The 24,401-nt window shown below is 42.2% G+C and carries 23 protein-coding genes and 1 pseudogene; 6 read left to right on the top strand and 18 right to left on the bottom strand.

What is annotated here, in order from left to right; all coding sequences use genetic code 11:
• Nucleotides 1-292: pseudogene (locus tag EWV60_RS20165) on the bottom strand (hypothetical protein); the annotation flags it as partial.
• Nucleotides 293-493: 201 nt separating this feature from the next.
• On the opposite strand from EWV60_RS20165, the gene EWV60_RS20160 reads away from it, so the two are divergent.
• Nucleotides 494-1,498: a helix-turn-helix domain-containing protein gene (locus EWV60_RS20160; protein ID WP_193977071.1), complete on the top strand. Its 1,005-nt coding sequence runs from the start codon at nt 494-496 to the stop codon at nt 1,496-1,498.
• A gap of 175 nt (nt 1,499-1,673) precedes the next feature.
• Here EWV60_RS20160 and EWV60_RS20155 read toward each other — a convergent pair whose 3' ends face one another.
• Both EWV60_RS20155 and EWV60_RS20150 read right to left on the bottom strand, forming a co-directional pair.
• On the bottom strand, nt 1,674-2,327 hold the full coding sequence (locus tag EWV60_RS20155; RefSeq protein WP_149106688.1) for a HupE/UreJ family protein: 654 nt from the start codon (nt 2,325-2,327) through the stop codon (nt 1,674-1,676).
• A gap of 14 nt (nt 2,328-2,341) precedes the next feature.
• Nucleotides 2,342-3,268: a class I SAM-dependent methyltransferase gene (locus tag EWV60_RS20150; RefSeq protein WP_002736498.1), complete on the bottom strand. Its 927-nt coding sequence runs from the start codon at nt 3,266-3,268 to the stop codon at nt 2,342-2,344.
• Between the two features lie 401 nt (nt 3,269-3,669).
• On the opposite strand from EWV60_RS20150, the gene EWV60_RS20145 reads away from it, so the two are divergent.
• Complete coding sequence (locus EWV60_RS20145; protein ID WP_002753167.1) at nt 3,670-4,866, top strand: homocysteine biosynthesis protein; 1,197 nt, start codon at nt 3,670-3,672, stop codon at nt 4,864-4,866.
• On the opposite strand, the gene EWV60_RS20140 is transcribed toward EWV60_RS20145, so the two are convergent.
• The 3 genes from EWV60_RS20140 to lipB all read right to left on the bottom strand — a co-directional run bounded on the left by EWV60_RS20140 (nt 4,855) and on the right by lipB (nt 7,085).
• Nucleotides 4,855-5,085 carry a hypothetical protein gene (locus tag EWV60_RS20140; protein ID WP_287234277.1) on the bottom strand — a complete coding sequence of 77 codons (231 nt, stop codon included), beginning with the start codon at nt 5,083-5,085 and terminating at the stop codon, nt 4,855-4,857. The two genes, EWV60_RS20145 and EWV60_RS20140, sit on opposite strands and share 12 nt — an antisense overlap.
• 67 nt (nt 5,086-5,152) lie before the next feature.
• The gene (locus EWV60_RS20135; RefSeq protein ID WP_287234275.1) at nt 5,153-6,415 is read right to left on the bottom strand and encodes a pentapeptide repeat-containing protein; all 1,263 of its coding nucleotides are present in this window, start codon (nt 6,413-6,415) and stop codon (nt 5,153-5,155) included.
• A gap of 1 nt (nt 6,416) precedes the next feature.
• Nucleotides 6,417-7,085 carry a lipoyl(octanoyl) transferase LipB gene (gene lipB / locus EWV60_RS20130; RefSeq protein WP_103111625.1) on the bottom strand — a complete coding sequence of 223 codons (669 nt, stop codon included), beginning with the start codon at nt 7,083-7,085 and terminating at the stop codon, nt 6,417-6,419.
• Between the two features lie 473 nt (nt 7,086-7,558).
• Between lipB and hpf the strand changes: the two genes are divergently transcribed.
• Nucleotides 7,559-8,158: a ribosome hibernation-promoting factor, HPF/YfiA family gene (hpf, locus tag EWV60_RS20125; protein ID WP_002735641.1), complete on the top strand. Its 600-nt coding sequence runs from the start codon at nt 7,559-7,561 to the stop codon at nt 8,156-8,158.
• A 58-nt stretch (nt 8,159-8,216) separates the two neighbouring features.
• Here the strand turns inward: hpf and EWV60_RS20120 are convergent, their stop codons facing one another.
• Both EWV60_RS20120 and EWV60_RS20115 read right to left on the bottom strand, forming a co-directional pair.
• Complete coding sequence (locus EWV60_RS20120; RefSeq protein WP_002735678.1) at nt 8,217-8,627, bottom strand: Hsp20/alpha crystallin family protein; 411 nt, start codon at nt 8,625-8,627, stop codon at nt 8,217-8,219.
• 228 nt (nt 8,628-8,855) lie between these two features.
• Complete coding sequence (locus tag EWV60_RS20115) at nt 8,856-9,497, bottom strand: L-threonylcarbamoyladenylate synthase (RefSeq protein WP_002735809.1); 642 nt, start codon at nt 9,495-9,497, stop codon at nt 8,856-8,858.
• Between EWV60_RS20115 and larC the strand changes: the two genes are divergently transcribed.
• Nucleotides 9,474-10,730: a nickel pincer cofactor biosynthesis protein LarC gene (gene larC / locus EWV60_RS20110; RefSeq protein WP_287234273.1), complete on the top strand. Its 1,257-nt coding sequence runs from the start codon at nt 9,474-9,476 to the stop codon at nt 10,728-10,730. The two genes, EWV60_RS20115 and larC, sit on opposite strands and share 24 nt — an antisense overlap.
• 119 nt (nt 10,731-10,849) lie before the next feature.
• Here the strand turns inward: larC and EWV60_RS20105 are convergent, their stop codons facing one another.
• From EWV60_RS20105 to rpsD, 3 genes are all read right to left on the bottom strand, one after another.
• Nucleotides 10,850-11,482 (bottom strand): calcium-binding protein, encoded by a 633-nt coding sequence (locus tag EWV60_RS20105; RefSeq protein WP_287234271.1) that lies wholly within the window; start codon nt 11,480-11,482, stop codon nt 10,850-10,852.
• A gap of 409 nt (nt 11,483-11,891) precedes the next feature.
• Nucleotides 11,892-12,344 (bottom strand): DUF29 domain-containing protein, encoded by a 453-nt coding sequence (locus EWV60_RS20100; RefSeq protein ID WP_287234269.1) that lies wholly within the window; start codon nt 12,342-12,344, stop codon nt 11,892-11,894.
• Between the two features lie 430 nt (nt 12,345-12,774).
• Nucleotides 12,775-13,383 carry a 30S ribosomal protein S4 gene (rpsD, locus tag EWV60_RS20095; RefSeq protein WP_002737433.1) on the bottom strand — a complete coding sequence of 203 codons (609 nt, stop codon included), beginning with the start codon at nt 13,381-13,383 and terminating at the stop codon, nt 12,775-12,777.
• Nucleotides 13,384-13,718: 335 nt separating this feature from the next.
• Between rpsD and EWV60_RS20090 the strand changes: the two genes are divergently transcribed.
• Nucleotides 13,719-14,219, top strand: a complete 501-nt coding sequence (locus EWV60_RS20090; RefSeq protein ID WP_002744652.1) for a bifunctional nuclease family protein — start codon at nt 13,719-13,721, stop codon at nt 14,217-14,219.
• Between the two features lie 245 nt (nt 14,220-14,464).
• Here EWV60_RS20090 and EWV60_RS20085 read toward each other — a convergent pair whose 3' ends face one another.
• The 3 genes from EWV60_RS20085 to EWV60_RS20075 all read right to left on the bottom strand — a co-directional run bounded on the left by EWV60_RS20085 (nt 14,465) and on the right by EWV60_RS20075 (nt 17,989).
• Complete coding sequence (locus EWV60_RS20085) at nt 14,465-14,725, bottom strand: type II toxin-antitoxin system RelE family toxin (protein WP_287234265.1); 261 nt, start codon at nt 14,723-14,725, stop codon at nt 14,465-14,467.
• A gap of 169 nt (nt 14,726-14,894) precedes the next feature.
• Nucleotides 14,895-16,109 carry an ABC transporter permease gene (locus EWV60_RS20080; protein WP_287234263.1) on the bottom strand — a complete coding sequence of 405 codons (1,215 nt, stop codon included), beginning with the start codon at nt 16,107-16,109 and terminating at the stop codon, nt 14,895-14,897.
• A 305-nt stretch (nt 16,110-16,414) separates the two neighbouring features.
• Nucleotides 16,415-17,989, bottom strand: coding sequence for a glucose-6-phosphate isomerase (locus EWV60_RS20075; protein WP_130758484.1), 1,575 nt, complete (start codon nt 17,987-17,989; stop codon nt 16,415-16,417).
• A 199-nt stretch (nt 17,990-18,188) separates the two neighbouring features.
• Here EWV60_RS20075 and dusB point away from each other — a divergent pair, with 199 nt between their 5' ends.
• Nucleotides 18,189-19,196: a tRNA dihydrouridine synthase DusB gene (gene dusB, locus EWV60_RS20070; protein ID WP_287234261.1), complete on the top strand. Its 1,008-nt coding sequence runs from the start codon at nt 18,189-18,191 to the stop codon at nt 19,194-19,196.
• 352 nt (nt 19,197-19,548) lie between these two features.
• Here dusB and EWV60_RS20065 read toward each other — a convergent pair whose 3' ends face one another.
• The 4 genes from EWV60_RS20065 to EWV60_RS20050 all read right to left on the bottom strand — a co-directional run bounded on the left by EWV60_RS20065 (nt 19,549) and on the right by EWV60_RS20050 (nt 24,316).
• Complete coding sequence (locus tag EWV60_RS20065; RefSeq protein WP_287234259.1) at nt 19,549-22,872, bottom strand: NACHT domain-containing protein; 3,324 nt, start codon at nt 22,870-22,872, stop codon at nt 19,549-19,551.
• A gap of 747 nt (nt 22,873-23,619) precedes the next feature.
• Nucleotides 23,620-23,895, bottom strand: a complete 276-nt coding sequence (locus EWV60_RS20060; protein WP_002752377.1) for a ParE family toxin-like protein — start codon at nt 23,893-23,895, stop codon at nt 23,620-23,622.
• The gene (locus EWV60_RS20055; protein WP_002735837.1) at nt 23,892-24,119 is read right to left on the bottom strand and encodes a hypothetical protein; all 228 of its coding nucleotides are present in this window, start codon (nt 24,117-24,119) and stop codon (nt 23,892-23,894) included. Before EWV60_RS20055 ends, EWV60_RS20060 begins: the two co-directional genes overlap by 4 nt.
• 53 nt (nt 24,120-24,172) lie before the next feature.
• On the bottom strand, nt 24,173-24,316 hold the full coding sequence (locus EWV60_RS20050) for a hypothetical protein (protein ID WP_228051454.1): 144 nt from the start codon (nt 24,314-24,316) through the stop codon (nt 24,173-24,175).
• Nucleotides 24,317-24,401: the final 85 nt, after the last annotated feature.

The raw sequence follows: 24,401 nt of genomic DNA, 5'->3' as shown, positions 1-24,401 counted from the left end.
AAATTTCCGATCCTCCTGGATAATAAATATAGCTATCGGAAATTTCCAATCCCTCTGGATAATTTGTCGGGGGAACGGCGAACGTAGTGATTTCCCTGGCAAGGGCTTCGGAAATTTCTGATTCTCCTGGATAATAGATATAGCTATCGGAAATTTCCAATCCCCCTGGATAATAGGTATAGCTAAATGTGTTATATTTTGGGTCATCAGAAAATGCCGGGGGACGTAATTGAAGAATTTCTGCACCCAATACCCTAGAGCAATCTTTAAATGGCATATATTGTTTAACCATCGACATTTACTTGGTAATTAATAACGGGAAAAAGTGAGAGATTTAAACGGAACTACACTGATGGACAAAATTAACAAATCAACTCTGCTGTAACTCATACTACTCAGTCCTCTATGCTAAGATGATCCAAAAAACGCAAGTCTTTAAATTGATGGGCAAAAAAAGTTTAATTTTACTCAATAACCAAGGAGTTATACATAGATGTTTATTTTTGACAGTAAAACCGATATTTTAATTGATTCTCAGGAATTAACCTTTAAAAGTGAATATTTTTGTGACTTTTCTCGCTATTTTCAGAATCGAGAATTTGTCAACGGAGATGCTTTACAACTCAGTGGTGATCATTTTGAAGGGTATCTTTCAAGGATCATCATCGATGAAGTGATGTTAGAATTATCGCAACGTAATTGTTTAATAAATGTTGTGGGAGTAGTCCATTCTAAAATGTGGGTTTTTGCGATTCCTATTCAGGTGAATTCCGTCTTCTTCCAAAATTTGTACTCATTAGAAAATAACTATCTTGGGATTGTCCCCCCTAAATCAGAAATTTCCATTTTTCAACATCCCTTTTCCAATCGTTTTCAGCTTTACGTTCATGATAATTATCTGCAACAATTGTGCCAAAATTTAGAGCTACCAGAAGCGAAAAAGTTTTTAAATTCTTCCGCTTCTTCTGTTGTGATTTGCCCATCGGAAAAAATTCGTCATCTCCAACAATCTTGTCATCAACTTTATCGAATGCTATTTAATTTAGATCGTCAACAAATATCTTGGCAAAGAAAAGCATTAAGATTAAATTTTGTCAGGCAAAAATTAAAAGAAGAAATTGTCAAAGATTTTCTTTTGACTTTAGCAGTAACCAAAGATATTAAAACCCCTAAAAACGCTATCAGACGCACCTCTATCCTCAAAAAAGCAGAAGAAATGATGAGAAAAAATCTGCGTTCTGATCTGACTATTCCAGCGATTTGTCAAGAATTAAAAGTAAGTCAACGCACCTTAGAATATATATTTAAAGACTTCTATCAAATGTCTCCTTACAATTATTTTAAGTTGCTTCGTCTTAATGCTTTACATCAATCTCTTAACCAAAATAATCAGACAAAATTAACTTATGAAATTGCCGAAGAATTAGGTTTTTTTCATCGAGGATATCTGGCCTCTGATTATAAAAAACTGTTTGGTTATTTTCCCTCTGAAACCTAAAAAAATAGTAGGGGTAGGAATTAGGATTATTTTTGCTTTGAGAACTCAATTCCTAACTCCTCTTCCAATTCAGTGCCTCTCCCGTACTTGTTTGGTAGGGGCGTATATTGTACGCCCTTTCTTCGATCTCATAACCTCAAGAGAGCCATTAATAATTAGCCCCATCGAGATTAATTTACTTAATTCCCACTAAAAAAGTTGTACCGATCGCCATAATTGCCAATCCGATTAACTTACTAATTAGAGTCGCTTGCTTGGCTAATTTTTCCTTGATGACACTGCCAAGGAAAAAAGCCCCAGATGCGATCGCTAATTGGATCACGGTAAAACCGATTAAATAGGCAACTAAAGCGGCAACTCGCGCCCCGATAATTGATTCTCCGTAGGCATAACCGTGGAAAATTCCTGCGATCATTGCCAAAGTTGCCAGAGCGATCGTATAGAGATTAGAATGATTTTGTAACCCTTTTTTCAGGGTTAAAATTAGTCCAAAAATCACAACAGAAAGGGCAACAATCCCTTCAGGAAAAAGTAAATTTATTCCCTGTAAATGAATCCCCGTCCCGATTAAAGTAGCAATCGCAAAAGCGATCGGAATCAATAAACCCTGTTCCATCCCCACAGCAATTAAACCACTAGCCACCACAAAAGCTAAATGATCTAAACCGATAACCGGGTGAGCTAAACCCGATAAAAATCCGTTTAAAAAATTATCGGGAGTTTGCCCTGCCATGGCATGATGGGCGAGGGTTTTGCTGGCAAAAATTAACAGAAAGAGAGGGACAATAGTTAATATCTTTGTCCAGCTTTGACGAAAAATTATCTTCATTGATTACCTCAAAATTATGATTCGGAAACCCGCGCAACAATCGCCCGATGTCGGGGACTGGTGGGGGTAATGATCGGTGCTTGAAACCCCGCTTCAACTAATGCCTGTTCGATATCGAGAGTAAAATATTGATCGAGATAGGGTTCGGTACTCTTGAGTAAGGTGAGGACATAAGGGGGCATTTTTCGATAAATTTCCGAGCGCGGATTCATATCCATCAGCGTCAAATAACCCCCCGATCGCAATAAACGACGCGCTTCGGCGAAAATTTCTCTAGTAGCCTGTTGGGGTAGTTCGTGAAACATTAAAAACGAAGATACCAGATCGTAGGACTGACTGGGTAATTGAGTTTTTTCCGCAGCCGCGTGTTGCCATTGAATCGTCTTTTGTTTTTGTTGAGCCTGGTATTGAGCAACTGCTAAATAGTAGGGAGAGAGATCCAACCCAGTTACCCGCGCTTGCGGATAAGTATCTTGCAGCGCAAAGCTACTCATGCCGACACTACAGCCTAAATCGACAATATCGTTAATTTTTGCCTTGATTTGCTCCTTTAATATCCGGTGATATTCCCGTCGCAATCGCGGGTCGCCGTCCATCCCCGCCCCGGGCCAGATGGTAGAATGGACAGCATAGGCGGCAGATTCTACCTCAAAAGCTGGCAACCAGTCTAAATTGCCCTTTTCGTAAGCGTGGAAAGAACAAACGTAGTATTCGGGATAGACGAGATCGGGATTTTCTACCGCTTGCAGTTCCTGACTCCAATCCCGTTGCTGCCATTGTTTGACGGTTTCTCGCCAAGGTACGCCTAGTTTTTCGGCTCTTTTAATCATCATATTGCGGGCCTGATAGCGAGCGATGTCAAAAAGCGGTTTTATGCCGAGAATACGGTTAACTAGACCAGAAACAGGATTAAAGGAGGCCGGAACGGGTGTAACTGTCATAGAAAAGCTTCGATCGTAAATTTTCCCTTTCTCATCTTATAACAGTGATCAGTCATCAGTAATCAGTAATCAGTAATCAGTGAAAAAACAGCACTGTCACCGCCATTTAATACTACTCAGTTAATACCACTCACTGAAAACTCACATCTGATAACTGTTGACTGATAACAGCAAAAAGCTCCCTAACCCCCATCTTGCCAATTTTTAAGTAGGTAGGTGTTGAAAACTTTCAGATGCCCCCCTTATTAAGGGGGGATTAAGGGGGGATCGGCACCCCCCTTATTAAGGGGGGATTAAGGGGGGATCGGCACCCCCCTTATTAAGGGGGAATTAAGGGGGGATCGGCACCCCCTTATTAAGGGGGAATACATCTTCAATTTAATTATAACCAGCTACTTATTATGAGAACAATCGCTGAAATCAACGACAAGATCGCTAAAAAAACTGCTGTAGTCTGGACAGTAGAGGAATTAAAAAGCCGCGTGAGCGAAATGGGAATTAAGGAGGTTTTTTCCCAAGTAGATGTGGTTTGTACGGGAACTTTTGAACCGATGGAATCTTCGGGGGCAATTATTAATTTAGGTCAGACGGATCCGCCGATAAAAATTCGTCAATGTTGGTTAGATGGGATTCCTGCTTATGCTGGTTTTGGAGCGGTGGATTTATATTTAGGAGCCAGTGCTATTAGTGATCTAGCGGCCAAAAATGAGAATTTAGAGGGAGAAAATCCCGAAAGGGGCGGCGGACATATTATTGAGGATTTAATCGCTGGAAAATCGATTCAATTGCGCGCTGTCGGCCAGGCCACCGATTGTTATCCTCGCACTTCTTTTGAAACGATTATTTCTAAGGAGACTATCAATCAATTTTATCTTTTTAATCCTCGCAATCTCTACCAGAATTTTATCGTCGGAGTCAATGGGGGAGAGCGGACTTTATATACTTATTTGGGACCACTACAGCCACGATTAGGTAATGCAGTGTATTCTAACCCCGGGGCAATTTCTCCCCTGTTAAATGACCCAGATTTAGAGGCTATAGGCATCGGTACGCGCATTTTTTTGGGAGGAGGAATCGGTTATATTGCCTGGGAAGGAACCCAACATTTTCCCCTGCAAAAACGCCTACAAAATCGAACTCCTATTGGCCCAGCTTCCACCTTAGCCTTAATTGGGGATGCTAAACAAATGAATGCTCGCTGGGTGCGGGGTTGTTATTTCAAAAATTATGGGGCTTCTTTAATGTTAGGGGTAGCAGTACCGATTCCGATTTTAAGCGAGGAAATCGTTCGACATTGTGCGGTAAAAGATGAGGAAATTGTCGCTCCAGTGGTGGATTTTTCCATTCCCCGGCGAGTCCGTCCTACCTTTGGTTTAATCACCTACGCTAAACTAAAAAGCGGTCGGATTATGATCGAGGGAAAAAGTGTGAGGGTGGCTCCTTTGGCCAGTATTTCCCTGTCCCGGGAAGCCGCTTTAGAATTAAAAGCACTGATCGAATCGGGAGAATTTACCCTCACAGAACCCGTGGCAAAAATTAATCTAGAGCGGACTTTTATTCCCCAGGATCGTTGGGGCGGAAAATTATCAATTGAGTGAGGAGTTAAGGGATTGCGTGCAGGCGGCACAACTACAATTAAGATGACGTAAAATCGGATTTTCTTCCCCGGTTGTCTTGCCGATAATCATGTCACCTAAGTTCTCGGTATTGAAACTAGGATGAAAGGACTCTGGGGCAGCTTGTACGGAGTTAGTGGTAACTAATAGGGCTAATAAACTAGCGGAAGCAGTGGCAAGAATAACGACTTTTTGATTCATAAATTTGTGGGAATTATTAGCAATGAATACCACTGATTATAGCACTGCCGACCGCCGACCGCCTCCGTTAACGACCCAAAAGATTGGCAATATCAGCACATCCCCCCGGAATAGTTGCCCGCGACTTTTCCCCACACCAACGACAACAATAGTGACGTTGTTCCTCGCTCATGTTTTTCACCCCGGTAAAATTGACATTTTCTACCACTGCTCCCGTGTGTTCTCCGCTGTCATAATTGGGGGGAACGGTACGACTGCGGGGGGTAGCATTTTCTAGGGAACCATAAAATAAACGCATCCCTTTGATATCTGCCCCTCTTAAATTAGCTTCGTAGAGAATTGTCCGCGATACATTTGCTTTCACCAAATCGCTATAACTTAAATCGGCCCGCACCATATTCGCTTCGCTTAAATCCGTCCAGCGCAGATCCTGCCCAGAAATGTCGGCCCCCGCTAACATTACCCCCAATTGTACTACTCTTGTACCGAACTCTCGATCCTCCGCGTAACCCCCTTCCCCGTCTAGAATCGGTCGGCCTAGATAACGATCGCGTTTAATCGGTGATAATAGCCGCGATTGACTCAAAAAACGCAGTATTTTCGCTTTCCCAGAGGCATCGACACTGCTGAGGATAGAAGCGGTGCGACCTTCTGCGATCGCTCTTTCCTGGGGCCAATCTTCTAAAAATCCCTCCTCATCCAAGGCTAGATCGGAAATCCCCTGAAAATAGGAATCGATCGTCTGTTGTTGGGTAATGCGATTTTGCTGTATGGTTAAATCCTTAGAAATAACGTACTGTTCCCAGGCCACATAGACAGCTAACACGGCGATCATAATTTGTCCCAAGGCCCCCACCCACTCGGCCCAGGAACCGAACTCATCGTATTTAAAACTCTCCAACCATCGCAATATGCGATCGTAAACCCCTAAATATTTCCCTAATCCGGCCAGAGCAGCTATAAAAACGATAAAAGCGAAAACCGTCTGACGTTCAGAGGGGGTGAGATAATGGGCGATCCACTGGCGAATAGAGGGCAAAATCACCTGTAAAGATATTAATATCCCTACTATCGCCCCAGAAAAGCCTAACCAGTCCCAGCTAAAGACGAGGCCGATAGTCATCACCATCAGGGGGGCCAACAGTAACCCCGCGTTACCCGGCCGAAGATCTTTTAATAGTAGGATGCGCTGACGCAGAGGATTACGCGAAGATAAAGAGGAGACGTATTCGGAGGCATCGGGGGGCGATAAACTGGTTTTACCGTTATTTTCGGGGTTATCGGCCCTATTTTCTGCGGCGAGTTTTTCTGGGTCTTTGCGATCGCTCATATTAATCCTTGTCAAGAGAAAATAATTCCACACCGAAAACTGAGGCGAAAACTCTCGATAAATCTTGTTGTACTTGCATAAGACTAATATTAGGCAGAAACTGCTGTAAACTGCCCACGGGTTTATTAGCAATCCCACAGGGAATAATTTCGGCAAAACCGCTTAAATCCGGACAAACATTAATGGCAAAACCATGATAGGTAATCCAACGACTAACTTTAATACCGATCGCCGCTATTTTATACCCTTCTACCCATACCCCCGTCAGGCCCGCGATTCTTTCCCCCGACAATCCATAAATAGCGATAGTTTGCAGGATGACTTCTTCTAATTGTCGCAAATACCAGTGTAAATCCTGCTGATAATAGCGCAAATTGAGGATCGGATAGCCCACTAACTGCCCCGGACAGTGATGGGTGACTTCTCCTCCTCGCTCGATTCGGTACACTTCTTTATCGGTTTTGTCAAGATTAAATTTAATAAACTTAATATCTGAACCAGTACCGAGGGTGTAAACGGGGGGATGTTCCAGTAGTAGCAGCACATCGGGTAAGTCAGGATCGGCAATTCTCGCCGCCACCAGCGATCGCTGTTGCGCCCAGGCCAGAGAATAGGGGGTAATTGCCTGAATTTTCAGCCCACAGAGACGAGGTATTTTTTGAGCATTCATTGCGAGATGTGTCAAAATATTTAAGAAATGTAAAGGAGCGCAAAGGAAGATTAAAAGAAGAGAAGATATAGATGTTGGGGAGAATACTAAGTGCTAATCTAAGGATATCCCATCTATTCGGATGTTAACCGTCCCACAGGAGAAACAATCACCAGATTCTCTTGCTGGCGGCGAAAATCGGTTTCTTTAAATAAAAGTTAACAGAACTTCGCACTTCTGTTAAGAAAAGGTTGAGAGAAACTTGTTAGAATAGAGGTAAATAAATCTAGTTGCAAATAGGCGCTCGACCCGATGAATTTTCCGCGCGATCCGACAAAAAAAAGAGAACGAAAACACCGACAATATCTAGACTGTGACCTCTGACAACAGCGCGATCGAGCGGATTTTTGAGGATTAAATTCCTAGCATCAACATCCCTTAAAAATAGTTGATGTGGACGGTCTATAGCAAAATTTTTAGATGGAGTAGTGAGTATGAAGCTATTGATTCAGGGCAATAATATCGCTGTCACCGAAGCTATTCATGATTATGTCGAACAAAAGCTGGAGAAAGCGGTGAAACATTTTAACGGCATAACCACAAAAGTTGATGTTCACCTCTCCGTGGAAAAGAATGCACGCATTCCCGATCGCCACAAAGCGGAAGTAACGGTTTATGCTAATGGAACAGTGATTCGCGCTCAAGAAGGAAGCGAAAATTTGTACGCAAGTATTGATTTAGTTTCTGATAAAATCGCTCGTCAACTCCGCAAGTATAAAGAGAGACTGGTAGATCATCGCACCAATGCCACCGTTAAAACTAGCGAGGTGGTGCAAGAGAAACCCTTAGATGATAACCTAATTGGTGATCGCACTCCTGAATTACCTGCGGAGGTAGTGCGGATGAAATACTTTGCCATGCCACCGATGACTATTGAGGAAGCACTAACACAATTGCAATTAGTCGATCACGATTTCTTTATGTTCTGCAACAAAGACACTAACGAAATCAACGTTATCTATCAACGCAATCACGGCGGTTTTGGTGTTATTCAACCCCGTCCCGTTAACGTAAATGGCAAAGAATCCAATTAACAGTTAGCGACCACAAATAAAACTAAAGACTGGAGAAATTCTCCAGTCTTTTTCTCATCTAACCAAGATTAACTTTCACCACTTTATTTTTTTCTGCCACCGCTTTTGGGAGGGTGAGATAAAGAATACCGTCTTGATAGTTAGCGGTAACTTGGCTATTTTGCACCTCCACTGGTAGGGTAATCAAGCGACTAAATTTACCATAATAAAATTCGCTGTTTTCTACCTCGGCAGGGCGTTGACGTTGCCCATTAATAGCCACCATTTGTTTGCTAACCTCCACATCTATATCTTTAATATCCACACCGGGTAATTCGATTTTTAATTCTACGGAATCCTCGTTAACAGAGATTTCCACCGGGGGACGAGATACCGATGAAGTTGTCGGTAATACTTCTTGAAAAAGTTGATCGATTTGACGTTGAACAGAATTAATTTCTAGGAAGGGAGAATAAAGAGTGAAAGCCATAGTAATAATTTCCTTGAGAGGTTTTCTCTGACTGCGATTACCTCTATCTTAAGCAACTAACTTGGCTTACACAAGGCGGTTTTCAGGAAATAAAAAGTCGCAATAACCGATACAGTTATCAGTTATCAGTTATCAGTTATCAGTTATCAGTGGCAAGTGGGAAGTTGTGGGGTGTGGGGTGTGGGGTGTGGGGAGCAAAAAACCGACGGCTGACGGCTAAAATCACTGTTATAACCATTGTTGTAATTCCGGCCAACCCAAACCCTGACGCACGATATCCGGTTGATCGCTGGTAAAATCAACAATTGTTGACACTTCCGAACCGGGAGCCGAACCATCTTCGATAATTAAATCAACTATATGATCGAGGGCATCGAATAGCCTAGGAGTTTCTAATCCCTTGGTGGGAAAATCCCCCTCCTGATCGGGAAGATGGGCAGAACTAGAGATAATAGGATTTTCTAGGGTTTCGAGAATAGTGCGACAGATAACGTGATCGGGAACCCGGATACCAGTGGTTTTCCGCTTCGGATTCATCACCACTTTCGGCACTAATTTAGTCGCCGGTAAGAGAAAAGTGTAGGGACCGGGTATAACTCGTCGCATAATCTTATAGGCATAATCGCTGACCACTGCGTACTCGGAAATATTCGACAAAGAAGAACAGAGAAACGTCAAGGGTTTATCATTAGATAGTTGCTTGATTTGGCGAACTCGTTCGACGGCGGATTTCACATTGAGATCGCAACCGATCGCATAGACGGTATCGGTAGGATAAAGCATAATTGCCCCATTTTTCAGGGCATGACAGATTTCTTGGATAGAACGTTGTTGGGGATTTTCCGGATGGAGAGAGTAAATAGTAGCCATGATAGCAAAATCGTCGCCTATTGGGATTGTCCCACGGGAATTGCCGGGGATATGTGTTTAGGGGCATTAGTAGATTTAGGAGTCCCCTTAGAATACCTGATTGCACAACTAAAAACTTTAGGAATTGAGGATGAATATCAGTTAAGAGCCGAAAAAGTGCATCGTCGCGGTCAAATTGCCACTAAGATTCACGTCGATGTCACTGCCGAGAAGTCTGCTGATCATCACCACCATCACCATCATACCCCCGCTCGCCATTTACCGGAGATTGAAAATTTAATTAAACAGGCAAATTTACCCCAGAAAGTCCAAGAATGGAGTTTAGCGGTTTTTCAACAACTTGCGATCGCAGAAGGAGCTGTTCACGGGATCGCACCAGAAAAAGTGCATTTTCACGAAGTCGGGGCAACCGATGCCATTATCGATATCGTCGGGACTTGTTTGGGTTTGGATTGGCTATCGGTGAGTGAATTATACTGTTCTTCTCTACCCACCGGCGGCGGTACAGTTCAGGCCGCCCATGGTCGTTTACCGGTTCCCGTGCCAGCAGTAGTACAATTGTTCAGTCAGGGACAAGTACCAATTTATAGTAATGGCATCGAAGCGGAGTTAGTAACACCCACGGGGGCAGCTATTGTGACAACTTTAGCTAAAAGTTTCGGTAAACCGCCGAAAATGCAGTTAGAAAAGGTCGGTTTAGGAGCAGGGACAAAAGATTTACCGATTCCCAATCTTGTCCGGCTTTGGTTAGGGAAAAAAGAATCAGAAAAGCTAGATGAAAGCGAAACCGTGGCAGTTTTAGAAACTCAAATTGATGACTTAAATCCGCAAGCGATCGCCTACTTAAGCGAGTCTTTATTACAAGTGGGTGCCTTGGATGTATTTAGTCAAGCAATTACTATGAAAAAATCCCGTTTGGGAATACTTTTGACAGTAATTTGTGCCTTGGATAAAATTGCTATTTGTGAAAATATGATCTTTCAGGAAACCACTACTTTAGGCATTAGAAGGACAATTCAAGAGCGATCAATCTTAAAAAGAGAGATACAATCGATCGATACTGTCTATGGTCAAATTAGGCTAAAAGTTGCCTATAAAGAGTCAATTAATCAACCGATTACCGTACAACCAGAATACGAAGATTGTGCCGCAATTGCCCGTCAGCATCATCTACCTTGGCGATTTGTTCATCAAATGGCCTTGGCTATTTGGCAAGAAAATACTTCTGACTGAATAAAGAGGATATTTATTATGTTTTGTCGAGCAATTTAGGATTAAGCATTAGCTATCAAAGAAAACGGGTTTCCTAAAGAAACTCGTTTTTTTTATAGAAACCAACCTACGAGGCGATGCTAAACAAATTGAAAGTAATAACTGGTTAACGCAATACTGATGTTATCTTGAACGACTCCAATTAAGTCACCGCTTTGATAGATGGCTGTATCTAAAGCAGAACTACCAAACCCCAAATTTGCATACGATAGGCTAAGTGTACCAGTATTCTTAATTCGAATATAGTCGTTTGCCCCGTCATAGTCAGTAATAAGGGCATAGCCACCACCTTGATAATAGTTACCAGCACTTTCACCTAGTACAAAAATGTCCAATCCAGACCCTCCAACTAAGGTGTCATACTCAAGACTGTTAAAAGCTCGAGATGTAGAGCCGGTTAAGCGATCATTACCAATGCCACCACTTAGAAAATCATTCCCTGATCCCCCTAATAAGGTATCATTTCCCGATTCTCCACCTAAATAGTCATTGCCAGTTCCCCCATCTAAATAATCGTTGCCATTCCGTCCCCATAGGGTATCATTTCCCGACCATCCATAAAGACGATCATTGTCGTCGCCACCGTCAATATAATCATTGTTGGTATTACCCCAGATGGTATCATTGCCACCATAACCATAGGCATAAAGTTGTTGACTTCCTCTATAGTTGTAGTAGTTTGCAAGATTTGTACCGTAGTAATAAGTAGCCATGACTTAATCCTCCTGTCTACTATCCATTTTTAAGGCTCTTCGGTTTGTGTTATGCCGCAATTTTTGTCAATTGTTTGCGATCTGGAGCGAACTAATCAATTAAATCTCTTGCCAGATAAGAATTTAGTCGATTTATGCCCCCCTATCGAACCATACCAAGTAACGAAGAACCATTTTTAATAAACATCATAACACTCTAATCCTCTCCCAGACTGTATCATACGCTGACAAATTAATAAATCTTTACATTTATCTCCTTGGTCGGGGAGACACGGGGATGATGACAGAGAACTCTTGAAAGAACGTAGAACGTAGGTTTGGTTGAAGCATGAAACCCAACGCCCGCTCATGTTACGCTACCGCTAACCCATCCTACAAATAATTGTTCCTCCCTAGTTATATCCATTGTTCAAAAGCTATTTTCAGGAAGATAATCCCACTTTAAAACCTGTTCTTGGCTAAAAGGACAATCAACTGGAAAAGTTTCTTTTGGTAAATTAGTTTCATTTAGCGTCCCTCGCACTGCCTTTTGATAACATTCTGCGAAAATATCGGCTAAATAGGGTTTTAAGCTAGGACTATCCCTGAAAATAAGCTCTAATTGTTCTCTTTGCTCATCAATGGTATTTATCCAGTTATTAGTCCGTTTTTCTGGTTGATATTGCCATTTAAGTAAGTGCATCAAGAGAACTTTTAAACGACTGAATACCTCCCGTCTATTATTACGTCCCATATCGGATATTTCTTCGATTAAGTTATCTAAATCGAGGGCTGCTAAATTACCCTTTTTTAAGTGATTTACGGTTTGCTCAAGCCACAAATTAAAATCTGTTTCATAAAGCTGAGATAATTGATTTTTCATGTTGATAATATCCCATTTAGAAGTCGGTGGTAACGCACCACTCTCTTAACTGTAACCGTTCAGGGGAGGTATCAAGCAGTCAGTAACATTGACGATGATAAGTTTCACTCCATACAGATACTGGCTCTCTTATTCTTTGTGTGATAAGTTTAACGTATATAGGAGCGATCAATCTTTGTGTCCTTTGTGTCTTTGTGGTTCGTTCCACTCCCTCGCTGGCAAGACCTTATCTTAGAATACATTTTACCCACCAAACCCAAAAGAGCCAGATACCTTCTCAAGGAGCCATTTTTGACTGACTCTGACCTATCACTTTTAAACAGGATTTAGTATTAGCCAGCCCCATGTACAATCAAAAATACTAAATTTAACCAATAAAATAAGGACGCTGCCAATTGCGTCCTCAAGGTATCTGGAAAAGGCTTTTTTCCTAGACTTTCCGAGAGTAGTATTCCACTACTAACAGTTCATTAATCGAGAGGGCAATCCATTCTCTTTCCACAACGCCATTCACTTTGCCCACGAGGGTGTTTTTGTCAAATTCCAAATGACTCGGCAGATTGGCTAAACCGGGGTATTCCATATTTCTTTTGACTAGATCCTGGGAACGCTCTTGATTTCTGACTCCAATCACATCACCCGGACGGCACTGATAACTAGCAATATCCACAACTCTACCGTTAACGGTGACGTGACCGTGATTGACTAATTGTCGCGCCCCCGGAATTGTCCCGGCCATACCGAGACGGAAAACGGTATTATCCAGACGCATTTCTAAGAGTTGCAGCAGCACTTGACCGGTGGAACCAGTAGCCCGGCGAGCTTTGCGGACATAGCGAACTAATTGTTTTTCGCTGACACCGTAGTTAAAACGCAGTTTTTGTTTTTCTTCTAGACGAATGGCATATTCTGAACGTTTTTTGCGGGCCTGGCCATGTTGCCCGGGTGCATAGGCACGACGGGCATTTTTACGGGTTAGGCCCGGTAATTCCCCTAAACGACGCACAACGCGCAAGCGCGGTCCTCTATAACGAGACATACAAACAGTCTGCTCCTATTTAAATTTATCCCAAAACTATCATCATAGCACAAATTAAGTAATTTAGTTGGGGTGTGGGGTGTGGGGTGTGGGGAGAATAAATAAAATAATCTCCTATCTCCTGAATACTGAATACTGACTCCTGACTCCTGAATACTGACTCCTGACTCCTGAATACTGACTCCTGACGGCAGCTGATGTATTTTTTTCATTAAAGATGAGGCTAATCTCCGCCATCTTAGGGCATACTGTGAGTGTAACGAAGCACTATATTATTCAGGTTGCTTTCCCACTCCTTCCCTAGCTGAATCTCTATCTTGGAGAAGCCATTAGTCATGATCGAAATGAAAGTCGCTGGAATTGCCCTAGACGCTATCACTCGCAGTCCCATTGTACTGCTGAAGGATGGTTCCGAGCGTCGCGCCCTACCTATCTACATCGGACAAGATCAGGCTAAGGCCATTATCACCGTCCTCGAACAACAAAGACCCCCTCGTCCTCTTACCCACGATTTGATCACTAATATTTTTAAAGCTTGGGACATGGATTTAGAAAAGATTATCATCCATTCTCTCCAAGATAATACTTTTTATGCTGTTCTCTGTCTCCAGCGCGGCGAAGTCAAAAAAGAAATCGATTGTCGTCCCAGTGATGCGATCGCTATTGCCCTGCGTACCAACAGTCCCATCTGGGTAATGGAAGAAGTGATCGCTTCTGCCTCTATTCCTGTTGATCGTGATGCGGATGAAGAGGAACGTCAAGCTTTTCGCAATTTCGTCTCCAATCTTAGCCCCTCAGACCTGATCCAACGTCGCGGTGATTTTAGTGATCAGTGATCTTGAAGCGGTCAGCCGTCGGCTAGATAAAAATGATAGTAACAGGGAAATTACGGCGGATTCAGGCTTAGTCTGGTAGATATTCTAAGTGGGAAGGCTTATCTAATCAGGAGTTGTCTGTGCCAGATGGATAAGCTGTACTGAATTTAAACTGCGTATTGAAATTTTTAGTACAAATGCTCAAACTGCCTCTCCCTGCTCCGCAGCTCTGGCGCTCCCTTGCAGTCTTAACGAGTATAGTCATTTCAAATAAGTGTGATACAGTCTAGACCGACAAAATCCTTAAAAACTCTGGGATTGATATTCTCAATTTTAATTGAAATGACTATAACTCTATAGTCATCGACTCGAAGCTTGAAAAGACCAGTCAAATTAGCACTGAAAGCTTGAGGACTAAAATTGGCAAAATTGTCCGACAACAGGCGAACTTTACCGAAAATTTGCTCTTGAATAATTGCAAGGAGTGCTGCTAAACCAGCGATTGCTTCGGCTGTAAATTCTACCAAGTAGGCTATTACCAATTTAAGCCTAGTTTTTTAGCTACTTCCTCGGCTGAAATCCCCCTTTCTCCCTTTTCAGTCTGTCTTAGAGAGTCAAGAAATTGCTGCTTAATTTCAAGTTTCACTTTTTTGTCTTGGTCAGACTCGAGTAGGATAGATTGGATAGTTTCGGCAACTATAATCTTCTCAAAGCAACGATTGGCTCTAATTTAGCGGCACGATGAGCGGGAACAACACCGAAAATCAGACCGATGGCACTGGAAACTCCTAAAGCGAGAATTATCGCAGGGATTGAGACACTGGTGGTTAAAGCGGCAAAAATTCCCGCTAGATACATTCCTTGAATGCCGACAAAAATGCCGATAATTCCGCCAGTGGTAGCTAAAATCACCGATTCAATGAGGAATTGACCTTTTATATCCCCTTCTTTCGCTCCTAAAGCCTTTCTTAACCCGATTTCTTGGGTTCTCTCCGTGACTGACACGAGCATAATATTCATGACACCGATTCCCCCGACAAAAAGGGAAATACTAGCGATCGAGGCTAACATTCTAGTTAAACTATCGTTAGTTTCTTTGGTCATTTCTAAGACTGCGGTTTGGGGGAAAATCTGCACATAATTCTCGTCGCTGACCTGATGACGCATTTGCAGCAGGTTGCTAATCTGAAACTGGGCGGCTTTAATTTGGCTGGAGTTTTTGGCCAAGACAGAAATATGAGTTAGGGGAATGCCAAAGATAGATCTGCGGCCTTGAACCCGATTAGACATGGTAGTTAGGGGAATTAAAGCTCGATCGTCCTGATTAGCCTCAAATAAGGAGCCTTTCGCCTGTAAAACTCCAATGACTTGAAAACTAAGATTGCCGATGCGAAGATTTTCGCCCACGGGATTGCGATTACCAAAGAGATTTTTAGCTAATTCCGATCCCAAGACAATTACGCGATTATCCCGTTTCAGGTCAGATTCCATAATAAATCTACCTTTAGATAGTTGACGGTTACGCACGTTTAGGTACTCGGCTCCCACCCCGACTAGGGGGCTATTACTGGTTCTATTACCGAAGGATAAGATTGTTTTCCCGCTCAATTCGGGAGAAATGGCGGCAATGGCGGGAACTTGAGATGCGATCGCTTGAGCATCTTCGTAGGTGAGCGGCCGGGGATTAGGAATTGTCCGCCGGACATTGCGCGAGGAGGTGGAAACAAATAAAACATTCGGACCGAGGGCTTCAAACTGCTCTAGGGCGACTTTTTGCGCTCCTTCACCCACTCCCACTAGGGCAATGACGGAGGCGTTACCGATAGCAATTCCCAGCATGGTTAGACTACTACGCAGTTTATTGGCCATCAAAGCGGAAAAAGCCATTTTCAGGTTTTCGAGCATTTCCATGGTTAGTTATATTCAGTAATCAGTAAACAGTAATAAGTAAACAGTAAACAGTAAACAGTAAACAGGGATAAAGATGAAGATATAGCGTTTTTCAGTCTGCTGAGGTACAAAAGTTATGGGTTTTAGGCAAAAGGCAAGAGGCAAAAGGCAAAAGGGAAGAAAAACAAGTGTACTTCACTAGCTTAGGAAACGCTATAAATAAATAACTAATTAACTAATTCACTTACATCTGATAACTAAATAACTAATTAACTTAAAACTTACATCTGATAACTGATAACTGATAACTGATAACTGATAACTGATTAGCGTGCAGAGATTTGGATCGTTTCTGGTTTACTTAAATCGCCAGTAATAGTTAAACTGCGCCGATTAGCGTTGAGATGACGGACAATTTTATAGATAGCTTCAACTTGGTCACTAGCCCCGATTTTGGCCGCTAGAGTGGCTAGGTCGAGAGAAGTGCCCGTTTCCCGGACAACTTGCACGATTTTTCTTTGTAAATCCAGAATAGAAGCAGCGGCTTTTTTCCCTGCTTCTACCCCGGGTTGATGGTAGGCGTTAATGTTAACTAAACTAGCATAGAAACTAACGGCCCGTTCGTAGAGGGCGATTAAGGCCCCTACCTGACGGGGAGTGACCTCTGGGATCGTGATAGTGATAGAGTGACGACTATTTTCGTATAAAGCTTGTCGAGTACCTTGCAGTAATCCTGAGAGGAAATCGCCAGCAGTGGAGCCAGTTTCCACTTCGATGGAATCTCCTTGTCGGTCTTTTAACACTTCAATAAAAGTGGCGAAGAAATTGGGAATCCCTTCGCGTAATTGTTGGACGTAGGCGTGTTGGTCCGTGGAACCTTTGTTACCATAGACGGCGATACCCTGGTAAACCGTCTTGCCATCGAGGTCTTTTTCTTTACCGAGGGACTCCATGACCAATTGTTGCAGATAGCGGCTAAAGAGATAGAGACTGTCTTTGTAGGGCAGAATCACCATATCTTTCTCTCCCTTGCCATTGCCCTCATGATACCAAGCTAGAGCAAGTAGGGCGCTAGGATTTTTTTTCAGGTTATGGACGCGGGTGGCGATGTCCATTTCTTTGGCCCCGGCTAACATTTCATTAATGTCGATACCCTGCAAAGCGGCCGGGAGAAGACCGACGGCGGATAGTTCTGATGTACGACCACCGACCCAATCCTGCATGGGGAAACGAGTTAGCCAATCTTGGGCGTATTTGTCCAGTTGGCTACCAGGCATAGTGACGGCGACTGCGTGTTGGGGAAAGTCTAAATCTAGTTTTTCGTAAGCGTTGCGGACTTCTAACATTCCGTTTCTCGCTTCGGGAGTGCCGCCGGATTTACTGGTGACGATAACCAGGGTGGTAGCTAGGGGTAAATGGGCTAAGGTGCGATCGATGCCTTTGGGGTCGGTATTATCAATAAAAGCAATCTCTAAGGCGGGAAAATCGGGTGCTAGAGCCTCGGCAACGAATTGGGGACCCAAAGCAGACCCCCCGATGCCTACACAGAGAATATCGGTGAATTTTGACCGATTGGGCGGCTTAATTGCTCCGGAGTGAATTTTCTTGACAAATTCTTTGATCTGTGCTAGGGGTTCAGTGATTTCGTCCCGCAATTCCTGGTTAGGAGCGAGTTCAGGAGCGCGCAGCCAGTAGTGGCCGACCATACGCTGTTCGTCGGGATTGGCGATCGCACCCTGTTCTAAGGCTGCCATATCTTGGAAAGCACGCTCGAATTTTGCTTCTAGACCTTTGAGAAAAGCCTCATCGAAGGGAATCCGACTGACATCGAGATAAAGTTCTAGGTTAGGGTGATAGTATAACCAATCTTGGTAACGTTGCCAGAGTTGCAGATTATCCATAAAAAAAAGCGAAATTTTTGTTTAATTACTCGTTTAGGGGAGATAAGATTTTATCCTCTCCAATCATCATACAGGTAGTTTTAGACTAGAAGTTGACGGTTAAGCATATATTAGGGGTTGGCAAAATGTTAACAGTGACGGAACTATCCCCTAATTGTTCGGTTTGCTGGTGTTGGCTGTTGATTTTTTAACCTTTCCTATGGCTATCTACTCATCCCCTCTCAAAATCGGTAACTTAGAAGTGCATAGCCGCGTCTTGCAATCACCTTTATCCGGTGTCACCGATTTAGTTTTTCGGCGCCTGGTGAGACGTTTTGCTCCTGATTCGATGCTCTATACGGAGATGGTTAATGCGACAGAAATCTCCCAGCTGCAAGAGTTACCGCAATTGATGGTTATCGGGGACAAAGAACAACCAATTAGTATGCAGTTATTTGATTGCCGTCCCGATTTTATGGCTGTGGCGGCGAAAAAAGCGGTTAAAGAAGGAGCGATGACCATCGATATTAATATGGGTTGTCCTGTTAATAAAATTACTAAAAAAGGCGGCGGTTCTTCCCTTTTACGACAGCCAGAAATTGCCGAGCAAATTGTTAGGGAAGTGGTGGGAGCGGTATCGGTGCCAGTAACGGTGAAAACTCGCTTGGGATGGAACGCTCAGGAGATTAATATTATCGATTTTGCCCGTCGTTTGGAAGATGCGGGAGCGCAAATGTTGACCCTGCACGCACGCACTAGGGAACAGGGTTATCACGGGCCGGCCGATTGGCAATGGATTAAACGGGTGAAGGAGGTTTTATCGATTCCTGTCATTGCTAATGGTGATATTGTTTCTGTGGAAGCGGCGATTAATTGTTTGGAATTTACCCAGGCCGATGGGGTGATGTGTTCGCGGGGAACCCTCGGTTATCCCTATTTAGTGGGGGAAATCGATTATTACCTCAAAACAGGCAAAAAGTTGCCGAAACCCACCTCTATTGACCTGTTAACCCTAGCTAAAGAGCATTTACAGGGGCTATGGCTATACAAGGGACAACGCGGTATCTGGCAAGCGCGGAAACATCTGGCTTGGTATTGTCAGGATTTTACCGGTGCGGCGGTTTGGCGCGATCGGTTTTCGCGCATCGAATCTCTGGGGGAGGGCTGTGATTTAATTGATGGAGCTATTGCCCAATTAAACCTTGAAAACGAGAATATCTACAGATAACGGTGCTACAAGCTCTAGGTTCTTACGAACCTTTTGCTGGTTCGTCAGCATCATCGACAAGGTACATTTACTACCTAAGCCTGCTCACGGGTTTCAGCTTCATGGCGCAATTTGCTTGACTGCTCCTAACTATCGATAATATCAGGTCGGGAGCCAATAACCCCAACGCTGAGAAGGTAAAATACCCCCATATTTGCTACATCCGATCGCACTCCCGTCCGTCGCTGTGCCTAGACGTTTTTAGCTTATTATCATTTACTTGAATCAATGAGCATGGCGCGTTCCCCAAAATCTATCGCTGCAGCGGTAGGAATTGCATGAGGGAACGCACCCTACCAGAGCAGCGATCATACTAATCATTCTGAACGCTCGAATTCTGTCTCCTAGCGCGTATTTGTTCTAGAAGAATATAAATCTCATCTAAGAATTCGCTACCTAGATTTACCAGTCGTGATTTATCTTTAAGAGTATATTGCCCTAGCCAAGTATTAAAAAAATCTGAACCTGAATAATTATTGACTCTTTCCCGAGTCAGAGTTTGTGAGGATTTTCTAACCAAATTCAATCTTCTCGATATATCTTTGATGGCATAAAAAGGATTTTTTAGGTATTTACGCCATTTTCTTTGCTGCATCTTAAATTGTCGCTCGTTAGAGATGATCGAACTTTCTAAAGAGATGATCGAACTTTCTAAAGCAAGAGCTAATTCTTTGAGCAACTGTTCTGAATCTTCTGTTGCAAGCAGAGAATTTCTTTCACGAATTATAATAATTAATCTTTTGCTGAATCTCGCATGATGATATTGCGTAATTAAATTTAGGAGCTCTTGTGCCGTTATAGAGGATGGACGTATTTTTAGCCACTTTTGCCATTTAATCCAATCTTGGATATAGGAAATAAAGGAAATAAAATTTCCTATTACCGTAAGAGGAATGAAACAAACAACAATAATTGAGTAAGAAAAAAATAGTATTTTACTTATCACGGAATCTGGATTATAAATACACCAAAACATAATCACAAAAATAAGCAAGCACAAAAAAGTTACAAAAGCTATCACTTTGAATTTAGAGATTACATATTTTATCAGTTCTCTGAATTTAATAATAAAATATAATACGGGAAATAAAAGTAAGAAAGCCCACCAAAATGGATGGGTAAATTGTCCTGTATTTGCTGCTAATATAGCAAAAATAGACCAGAGCAATGGAAAAAATATTAAACGAATATATATCGGAAATACACCCGGGAAAAAAGATTTACGATGACTTCTTAAATAACTTGTATAACTTGCTTGAAATACTGCGGAACTCGATGAAAAAAGATTAGTATAATAGAGGGATGAGAGATTAATAGCATATACGAAATAGGGAAATTTACGCAATGTAAGATAAGACATGAATAAAAGAGGAGCAATAAGAACAAGCAGTTCAGGTTTTAAAGGCAAAAGCATTGTAGGATGATACCTGAATAAAAAAGGAAAAATAAAAACAAACAGTTCAGATCTTGCAAGCATTAATGCTCCAATCACCCCAAAAAATACTACGATGTGTAGGATAATATCAATAGGACTAATCCACTTCAAAAGCCGTAATATATTTATATATCGTGATGCCTGATCGAGTCGAGACAGATGTGCATGAGTAGCAAAAAATTCCTTATTCAAACGATTGCGAGCGAACAAAATCACAAGTGCTTGGCGAATATCTGCCGCAATATCATCTGGAATTTGGCTAAGTCGTGCAGTTTGTCGATAGGCAACTTCTTTTAACCATTGACTTTCACTTGCAAAACCATGACGGAGCAACCAAAGTAAAACAGGTTGAGGCGTAATTCCTGCAACTTCCAAACTCCATTTCTGATCTGCAAGAGTTCCTTCACTACTGGCTGTTAAAAGAAAACGTCCTGCTTGCATTTGAATATCATCGGGTAACTCTTTAATTCGACTGATAAAACCATCTTGTAAAAGTCCCAGCAGAGGAAGTAAACCATCAGGCCAAGCAAAAGGTTTAGGCGCTGAGAGATTTTTATTAGTTGTTTCTGGATTCACATAACCGACTGGATCATCAATCAGTCCAGATATATTCCCAGCTATCTCATCAAGCAAATATCTGGCCTCTGCCAAAATAGGGGCAAAAACTTCGGGCGGCTGTGTCTGGAAAATAACAACGGCTGTTTCTCGCCAGCGACCATCAGTTAATAACTGTCTAGGACTGATTCGATTAAGATCGCTGAGAACAACACAGGTAGCAAAATATTCCTGAAACCGACGGTGAGCAAAAGTAAAAAATTGGGAGTCACCTGCTACTATTTGAGCTTCAGAACGGGCCAGTTTGAGATACTCTAAGGCATTCAAATATTGCTCTAAATTGCCTCTTAACTTAAAACCAAGCCGACCCATTGCCCCCCGAATCCCTTCACGGGCTGGACTAAGTCCTAAGTTCGGGTCTATAGACATACAAAAAGCTACTTTTTCTGCGGCTGTTCTTACCTCAGCAGGCGTAAGCTTAAAACGTCTTTGCAAACGATCTGCATCGCGGGTAAGTCGCTTTTCTAAATAATTTTCAAATACGCTATGGGTATTTTCGGGAAAAGGACTTCCATCTCGCATATCTTCGCACAAGACACCTAAAAACATCGGATTCTTAGTCATATCCTGAATTTCTTGGGGAGCAATTCTAAGTCGTCCGTTTAGTTCTTTCTCTATCCTTGGTTCGAGTTCTGCTTTGCGAATCAGTTCCCAACGGCGACTTTCTAAAGGCAAAATGCGAAAACGAGGCCAACCCAAATGTTTGGGTCCGCGAAATTGACGGGAAGCAATAATTCCGCGACATTTATTAAATCCGCTCAAAAAATCGTCGATCGCTTCAGCATAATTTCTGATCGTTGTATCTGCTTCAACTGAACTTAATACTTCAGGCAATTCATCAAAAGAATCAAAAAGAAATAACCAAGTTCCTTCCTGAACCCCTTTTTGAAATTCTTCGTCTAAGAATTGCTCAATGTCACGATCATTAACTCGATTTAATTCTTGTTTTACAAAGTATTCTATCAACTCTCTGTTAATTTTAACTTTGGAGGAACGTTCCAGTTTTTTCAAATTGATATATAGAGGAATAACACTCTTTATACTTTTATCTTTCATCGAACGTTGAGCTAACTTCTCAGCAACGTGTCGGAGGGCAACGCTTTTTCCTGAACCAGGTTCACCTTCTACTAAGATGAGTCTCTCACTACTTAATTCAAGGGCTTTAGAAAGAGACTGTTCGCGGCGTAGTCCCCTCTTAGTTGATTGAAAAAATGGCAGTATGAAAAATTTTACTTGCTTTCCTTCAGCTTCAACCTCTGCTTCCAACTCAGTAAAGCGATAGTCTTTCCACTCCTCACGGCTGTTTAACTGTCGAATCTCATGTTCTATGTAATCAGCAAATCTTTGTCTTTTAAGAAGACGCTTTTTTTGCTCTTGATTGTAATATAACGGTCTGATTTGCTCTGTCCATATTTTTATGATCTGGCTAATAACAATAAGTCCTCCCCAGATTGCCAATAGGCAAAAAATGAGAAGTAAAATATAGTTAAATAATGAAGATAGCCAAGGAGGCAGAGGCTTCTTAATAATTTCTTCAATTATTTTTTTAAATGCCTCAACTAGCTTGAGTAAATCTTCTGGTTTCATACTCTGTTCTCTTAATGATTAGATTAGTAGTACCTAAAACGGGTTAGCGATGTCATGTTTCTGAAAAATTATTATTACAAAAAAGAGAAATATTTTCTTGTAATTTTACGATTTATCCCTAACATCGCTTACCTAGATTTTATTGGAAAATATCCAGATTGTCTAGCCTGCATTATTCATGAAGATTTGGGAAAATCATCAAAAGCCTTGCGAGAAAAGGGCTGATTCAAGTCTGAATTGAATCACTGTCTGATCTACCTTCATAGAATACCTCATTCGGGGTACGATAGGTCGTAGACATTGCTGCTAGACGGAGTGCCTCACTAATAGTTTTATTAGCTGTTGCCTGCTCCTGACTATCGATAATATCAGGTCGGGAGCCAATAACCCCAACGCTTTCCCAATAAGCAACTAGCTCTGGCCCTGTTTTAGGAGGATTTTGAAGAAAAGGGCGAAAGGAGAGAACACGCAGAATATACTCTGATAAAGGCAATTTGAGCGGTATTTCCTCAACGTTCAATGACCTGTCTTTGATTATATCGGAATATATTCAGTTAAACGAAGGGGTTGAGTTTCCTTGCGTAAAACCAGCCTAGGGCTGTGATTTAATTGATAGAGTTATCACCCAATTAAACCTTGAAAATGAGAATATTTACAGATAACGATCGCACTGACCCGCTATCATGAACCTTGAATAATATTATTAGTCTAACTCTCGGTCGGGTGCAGTGATTGGTTAGATCGCTCCTAATTCTTACCTATAATCTTGTCATACTCGGAGTGCGACCCAACCCAGAACCAAACTATCTTTTCTTCATCTGACTTCTTAATCCCTAATGCTCGCCATCCAATGCCGACTCTGACTGACCAGATTTTTTCTCTTGGTTTCACCTCTTTGAACTCTAGGCTGGGGTGAAGTGGATTTTCTTTCCAAATCTCGTAATTTTTCTTGGCTGTTTCTTGTACCCTTTGCGGCAAACTGAGAAAAAGTTGACGAAACCTCTTGGTTCTGGCTGACTTCATTCTTCTCCAAAACCTTTATCTTCTGTTCTCCCCTCTTGTTCTTCTATCAGGGCTTCCTGTGCCATTGTTATTAAAGCTCCCAATTCCAGATCTTCGTTAGAAAGGCTTTGCTGCCATTTTAATTCACTTTCAATGTCTTCCAGCAATTGTTGAGCAAGTTCATCCTGAAGAGACTCTGGCAGTTTCTGGATTTCTGTGAATGCTTTTTGCAACAGAGTAGTCATATTTTGTTAATGTTTTACAGGCATCGGACTATTTTACCACCTCCCGAGTCGAGTCATCCCACCATAACCTCACGGATTACTGCTCCGGGTAGAAGGTCGATAGCATCAGGTTGTAAATAAAGCTCGATCGCCTCCTGTATATTGTTGAGAGCTTCCTCTTGTGTAATAGTTACTAATTCTGTACGCAAATATTGCATCTAGAATTAGCTTTGTACGCTTTGACCCGTACTGGGTTAACTACGAACCTCTCTATCGGATTCCCGCTAAAGGCGGCCTCTCCGA

This window comes from Microcystis sp. Msp_OC_L_20101000_S702 (assembly GCF_007095705.1).
GTDB lineage: Bacteria > Cyanobacteriota > Cyanobacteriia > Cyanobacteriales > Microcystaceae > Microcystis > Microcystis ichthyoblabe_A.
The sequence above is the reverse complement of the archived record's forward strand: the minus strand, read 5'-3'. Positions and strand labels throughout refer to the sequence as shown.

What these genes read in the sequence shown, in the direction of transcription:
- EWV60_RS20100 (WP_287234269.1), bottom strand. Translation starts at nt 12,344, where the DNA reads ATGAAAAATCAATTATCTCAGCTTTATGAAACAGATTTTAATTTGTGG.
- EWV60_RS20135 (WP_287234275.1), bottom strand. Translation starts at nt 6,415, where the DNA reads ATGAGCGATCGCAAAGACCCAGAAAAACTCGCCGCAGAAAATAGGGCC.
- EWV60_RS20080 (WP_287234263.1), bottom strand. Translation starts at nt 16,109, where the DNA reads ATGGAAATGCTCGAAAACCTGAAAATGGCTTTTTCCGCTTTGATGGCC.
- EWV60_RS20075 (WP_130758484.1), bottom strand. Translation starts at nt 17,989, where the DNA reads ATGGATAATCTGCAACTCTGGCAACGTTACCAAGATTGGTTATACTAT.
- EWV60_RS20065 (WP_287234259.1), bottom strand. Translation starts at nt 22,872, where the DNA reads ATGAAACCAGAAGATTTACTCAAGCTAGTTGAGGCATTTAAAAAAATA.
- dusB (WP_287234261.1), top strand. Translation starts at nt 18,189, where the DNA reads ATGGCTATCTACTCATCCCCTCTCAAAATCGGTAACTTAGAAGTGCAT.
- EWV60_RS20055 (WP_002735837.1), bottom strand. Translation starts at nt 24,119, where the DNA reads ATGACTACTCTGTTGCAAAAAGCATTCACAGAAATCCAGAAACTGCCA.
- EWV60_RS20140 (WP_287234277.1), bottom strand. Translation starts at nt 5,085, where the DNA reads ATGAATCAAAAAGTCGTTATTCTTGCCACTGCTTCCGCTAGTTTATTA.
- EWV60_RS20115 (WP_002735809.1), bottom strand. Translation starts at nt 9,497, where the DNA reads ATGGCTACTATTTACTCTCTCCATCCGGAAAATCCCCAACAACGTTCT.
- EWV60_RS20060 (WP_002752377.1), bottom strand. Translation starts at nt 23,895, where the DNA reads ATGAAGTCAGCCAGAACCAAGAGGTTTCGTCAACTTTTTCTCAGTTTG.
- rpsD (WP_002737433.1), bottom strand. Translation starts at nt 13,383, where the DNA reads ATGTCTCGTTATAGAGGACCGCGCTTGCGCGTTGTGCGTCGTTTAGGG.
- EWV60_RS20155 (WP_149106688.1), bottom strand. Translation starts at nt 2,327, where the DNA reads ATGAAGATAATTTTTCGTCAAAGCTGGACAAAGATATTAACTATTGTC.
- EWV60_RS20160 (WP_193977071.1), top strand. Translation starts at nt 494, where the DNA reads ATGTTTATTTTTGACAGTAAAACCGATATTTTAATTGATTCTCAGGAA.
- EWV60_RS20145 (WP_002753167.1), top strand. Translation starts at nt 3,670, where the DNA reads ATGAGAACAATCGCTGAAATCAACGACAAGATCGCTAAAAAAACTGCT.
- EWV60_RS20150 (WP_002736498.1), bottom strand. Translation starts at nt 3,268, where the DNA reads ATGACAGTTACACCCGTTCCGGCCTCCTTTAATCCTGTTTCTGGTCTA.
- EWV60_RS20090 (WP_002744652.1), top strand. Translation starts at nt 13,719, where the DNA reads ATGATCGAAATGAAAGTCGCTGGAATTGCCCTAGACGCTATCACTCGC.
- EWV60_RS20120 (WP_002735678.1), bottom strand. Translation starts at nt 8,627, where the DNA reads ATGGCTTTCACTCTTTATTCTCCCTTCCTAGAAATTAATTCTGTTCAA.
- larC (WP_287234273.1), top strand. Translation starts at nt 9,474, where the DNA reads ATGGAGAGAGTAAATAGTAGCCATGATAGCAAAATCGTCGCCTATTGG.
- EWV60_RS20105 (WP_287234271.1), bottom strand. Translation starts at nt 11,482, where the DNA reads ATGGCTACTTATTACTACGGTACAAATCTTGCAAACTACTACAACTAT.
- EWV60_RS20050 (WP_228051454.1), bottom strand. Translation starts at nt 24,316, where the DNA reads ATGCAATATTTGCGTACAGAATTAGTAACTATTACACAAGAGGAAGCT.
- lipB (WP_103111625.1), bottom strand. Translation starts at nt 7,085, where the DNA reads ATGAATGCTCAAAAAATACCTCGTCTCTGTGGGCTGAAAATTCAGGCA.
- hpf (WP_002735641.1), top strand. Translation starts at nt 7,559, where the DNA reads ATGAAGCTATTGATTCAGGGCAATAATATCGCTGTCACCGAAGCTATT.